The sequence below is a fragment of the Cobetia sp. QF-1 genome (genome assembly GCF_002213105.1).
In the GTDB taxonomy this organism is placed as follows: domain Bacteria; phylum Pseudomonadota; class Gammaproteobacteria; order Pseudomonadales; family Halomonadaceae; genus Cobetia; species Cobetia crustatorum.
Window position 1 is genome coordinate 1 of sequence record NZ_NBVS01000020.1, and the last position, 4,458, is coordinate 4,458.

General features: G+C 42.2%; 4 protein-coding genes and 1 pseudogene. All 5 read left to right on the forward strand.

Going from position 1 to position 4,458, the window contains the following annotated elements; genetic code table 11:
* Nucleotides 1-258: ISAs1 family transposase (locus tag CFN46_RS17285; protein WP_141103689.1), on the forward strand; the 258-nt coding region annotated here is incomplete at its 5' end.
* 142 nt (nucleotides 259-400) lie between these two features.
* A complete protein-coding gene (locus CFN46_RS17290) occupies nucleotides 401-1,528 on the forward strand; it encodes a hypothetical protein (protein ID WP_088744279.1) in 1,128 nt (375 codons plus the stop codon).
* Nucleotides 1,525-1,977, forward strand: coding sequence for a three component ABC system middle component (locus CFN46_RS17295; protein ID WP_088744280.1), 453 nt, complete (start codon nucleotides 1,525-1,527; stop codon nucleotides 1,975-1,977). Before CFN46_RS17290 ends, CFN46_RS17295 begins: the two co-directional genes overlap by 4 nt.
* On the forward strand, nucleotides 1,974-3,992 hold the full coding sequence (locus CFN46_RS17300) for a DUF3732 domain-containing protein (protein WP_088744281.1): 2,019 nt from the start codon (nucleotides 1,974-1,976) through the stop codon (nucleotides 3,990-3,992). The genes CFN46_RS17295 and CFN46_RS17300 overlap by 4 nt, the downstream gene beginning before the upstream one ends.
* Before the next feature lie 165 nt (nucleotides 3,993-4,157).
* A pseudogene (locus CFN46_RS17520) lies at nucleotides 4,158-4,292 on the forward strand (IS481 family transposase); the annotation flags it as partial.
* Nucleotides 4,293-4,458: the final 166 nt, after the last annotated feature.

Consider the following 4,458-nt stretch of genomic DNA (forward strand, 5'->3'; position numbering starts at 1 on the left):
TTGACCGCCAAGAAGCTCGCCGAAGCAGCTCGGCAGCACTGGCATATTGAGGCCAAGCTCCACTGGTCTTTGGATGTGGCGCTTCGTGAAGATGCCTGCAAAATCCACCGCGGACAGGCGGCGGAAAACCTCGCCAGGGTCCGGCATATTGCGCTGAATTACCTGAAAGGAGAGAAATCTTTCAAAGGCGGAATTCGGCGGAAACAGAAGAAAGCGGCACTGGTTGAGACATATCTTGCTGACATTCTCGCGGTCTGAAAGCTTTCATGCGTTTTCCCTGGATCTGTCACTGATCGGCTAGGAAGAGCTAGATGCCATTGTTCTCGAGCTGATAGTCCACTCAGAGCCTGCATCCGCCCATTCATAATTTTTTATAAAAGTATATAAGGACCTGGAAGGTATGAGTGGTGGTCAAACCAAAAATGCCGCGCTAACAACCGCCTTAGCCTTTCATTACCAAGTGCTGATTGGCCTAGATAAGTGCTTTTCGCTAGAAGAAGGCCAAGCAGTATGGTTTGAAAAAGACGGTGATGTAAGTCTGATGTCGCCAGATGTCTTGGCTTCGACTCAAACCGAAGTCAAAGATTATGCGGCTCCGCTTACTGACCATCACGAAAACCTGTGGAAAACCCTTAAGAACTGGTTGGCTACAGATTTTGACCATACGCATTATGGTGTTTTGGTGCTGCATACCACTCAGGCTTTTGGTGCAACTACCCAGCTGAAAGACTGGAATACGCAAACAGTCGAGAAACGTTTACAAATACTACAAAAGATTTTTGCTGAGCGCACCGATGAGCAGCTTAAAGCTGAAAAACCATCTGACATAGTAAAATTGCAAAAAGCCGTGATGGCTTGTGATGAGGCTTTGCTAAAAAGTGTACTTGGCAAAGTAACCTTGTTTACCGAAACTGATAACGCGCAAGAGTTAGAAAAGCAGATTCTGGCTAAACCTGTTGGTATACCCAAGAATAACTTAAATAGTTATCTTCATGCTTTAGTTGGCTTTGTATATGCGCAGGCAACGCAGCATTCATGGAGCATTAATCAGCAGGCTTTTGCGGCGAAGTGTGAAGATTTAACGGCACTTCTTTGTAAAAAGGAATTTACTTTTCCCCTATTTTCAGGATATGAAGCATCCGGGCTAGAAGTTGAACGACATCAAGACCGACTGTTTGTCCTAAAAATAGCTGAAATAGAACATCACGAAATGATCCCTGATGCGGTAGGCAACTGGCTAGAACTGCAAAACTCTCTTCTAGAGCAACTTGATGAATATCCCTTATACAAAGATAAAACGATTACTTATCAGAATCAACTGGTTAAGAAATACACAATGGCGCATTCAAGTGCTCAAATTGAAGCAACTGATGCAATTAAAAGCTCAAAGTTGCTGTACAACAAGACCATGCAAGAACAGCCATTGAATATAGGTAACAATATTCCGCCAATTGAGTACAAAAATGGCCTGATCCATGACGCTATGGATGATGATGAGCGAGATTTGAAATGGAGGGTTGAGCCATGAGCAGTATTGTCGACGCTCTGTACGAATTAAAGTACAACCCCTTTGAGTATGGGCCATATCTAGCCTCGTTTTATACACATTTGGATGAGTCAGAAAATAACTTGTTGCTTGCGCAGCTGGTTATCCCGCTGTGTAGCCATCCTATTTACAGCAATAAGCTATTCAACTCGAATAAGCGAAGCTCAGTATGGTCTATTTTTGATGACAGGACAAAACTCTATGACCTTCAAGAGAGAATTGACGGATTTCAAGCCCTAACAGAGCAATGTATTCAATATTGCTTAATCAATGATTGGCTATCGGTTAATGAGAAACGTCTATCCCTAGCGCAATGTGATGGGGTTGACTCAACCTTCACCTCTCAAAAATGTGCAGAAAAGTTAGGTCGTTTATTCATTGGTCACTCAGTAGTCGAGATTTATGCATTATTAGGAGTGAAGCCGCGATGAAAACAATTATCCATGAAATTGGCGCAATTGATAATCAAGGGATCAAACACCCTGTTAGTTTTAAAGCTGGGCTTAATGTTGTTACCGGCAAGTCATCAACCGGTAAAAGTGCCTTGATAGAAATTTTTGATTACTGCTTTGGCAGTGATGAAAACACCATTCCGAAAGGTGTGATTACCAACAGTGCCGTCATTTACTATGTTGCGCTAGCTGTTAATGAACAAAATATGGTGATTGCGCGTGACCCTGATTTTGCTTCAAAAGCGTTTTTTCGTCGTGTTGAGACATTTAACACTGCAGAACTTGATCGTGACTACTTTAAAGCCAGCTATTTTCGTCCACTGGGCGAATTTAAAAAGCACTTAAGGGACTTTTTCTTAGATATCGATGATGTTGATGAATCTTTGGCTGCGAGAGCCAATCGCCGATTTAAACAAAAAGCACCTACACCATCTATTCGTAGCTTTACTTCGTTTATGCTTCAGCATCAAAACCTGGTTGCTAATAAACATGCACTATTTTATCGGTTCGACGAGAAGGAAAAGCGAGATCAGGCTATTGAGCATACAAAGATATTTTTAGGGCTTGTCGATCAAAAGTTTTTTCACCTATCACAAGAAAAAGAACGGCTAAGTGGAGAGACAAGGCGTTTAGAGCGCCAAAAAGAAACCAACAAGCGTACATCAGACAGCTATAAACAAAAAGTTGCCCCTGTTTTAAGTCAATTATATGCCTTGATGGGGTTTAAAGATGATCCCTTATCATTGGACAAGGTACTTCGGCACACTCAAGATGCCAAAGACCAACTTGATGTCATCATAGTCTCTGAGAAAATAGATCATAATTCTGATGCTATGACACAACGCTACGAACAGTTGAAATTAGCACGTAATAAAAAAACTGGTGAGCTACGAAAGTTGCAGCGACAAGCAGCGTCGATTAATAAGCATGTTCAAGAAGAAGAACGATTTGTTGATAAAGTAAAGCAGCTTAGCTCGCCTAAGCATGTCCACATTTCTACAACAGTATGCCCGTTTTGCCATACTGAAAAAGACAACTTACGACAAAGTGCTGAGAAACTTCAAAAAGCTATTACTAAAGTATCGGGTAACCTTACTCAAGCTCGTCCGATGAAAGCAAAGTTTGAATCCTCTTTGATTGAAGTGCAGCGTTCTACGGAGATTGTAAGCAGAGCGCTGACTGAATTAAATCAACAAATAATGGAAATTGAGCAAGTAAACAAGCAGTTAACAGAACAAAAGAGCTTGTATGAAAGCATTATTATGCAAAAAGCAAGGTTGTTTGCGCTTCTTGATACCCTAAATATGGCCAATGATGCCGAGCTTGAAAAGGAAATCAAAGATTTAAAAAAACAGCTCAAGAACATTGCTGATGCGCTTAATGAGTACGATGTGAAAAAAAATTTGGAACATGCGTCATTTAAGGTAAACGAATATATGGCTGAAATTGGCAGTCATTTTGAGTTTGAAGCCAGCTACAAGCCAATTAATCTCAATTTTTCATTCGAAACATTTGATCTTTATCATTTGACGCCTGAAAAAGAAAAAATCTACCTACGGTCAATGGGCAGTGGCGCAAACTGGCTTTACTGCCACATAGCCTTGTTTTTGGCATTGCACAAGTATTTCGCTGAGTTAGGTGAGAAGTGTGCTATTCCTTCAGTACTATTTTTGGATCAGCCGACTCAGGTGTATTTCCCTAATTTTAACCGTGATAACTCAGCAACTTTTGAAGAGCAAAAAGCACAAGAAACAGAACAGCGTAAGTCTCTTAATGTTGGCCATATAGATGAAGACATTAAAGCTGTTGAAAATTTATTCAGCCGGCTCTCAACTTATTGTAATGATCTTGAATTAGACATTGGCTTTAGTCCGCAAATCATCGTGACTGATCATGCGGATGATTTGAAATTATCTAACGGGGTTCCGTTCGAATCTTTGGTTAATGGTAATAGATGGCGAACTCGCGGCTTGATACATCCTATTCAAGTATAATGAGAAGCCAAAACCGTATGAGCCAGTTACGGCAGCGTCAACAGGTTTATGAAGAGTCTTATTTCGCCCTTAGTTGTAGGGTCTCGGATGTTCAATTGACGAGAAGAAGCTATCCTTTGATTGCTGCCAGAGGACTTCTTCGTCAGTTCATTCAGGAGCATCGAGATGGACATCAAGCTTCATAAGCAAGCGACTACCACACCCAAGGCCCGAGCCGAGATTCATGCCGCTCCTGCTAACATCCTGGATACGGTCTTTGCGGAGCGCTTTTGCGTGAGCGATATGACCATCCGCCGGTGGTGACATTGAGACGACTTATATGATCGTCCTCACACGCATCATAACCTCCTGGCCCCCCCCGATGTCTGTCAAGCTTGTTGGAACCTGTAATCAGGCGGCTTCTAATCGCTGATCCTGTTGAACCAGCGGGTCTTCCTGGTCGGGGTTCAGCCAGACTGTCCGGCGC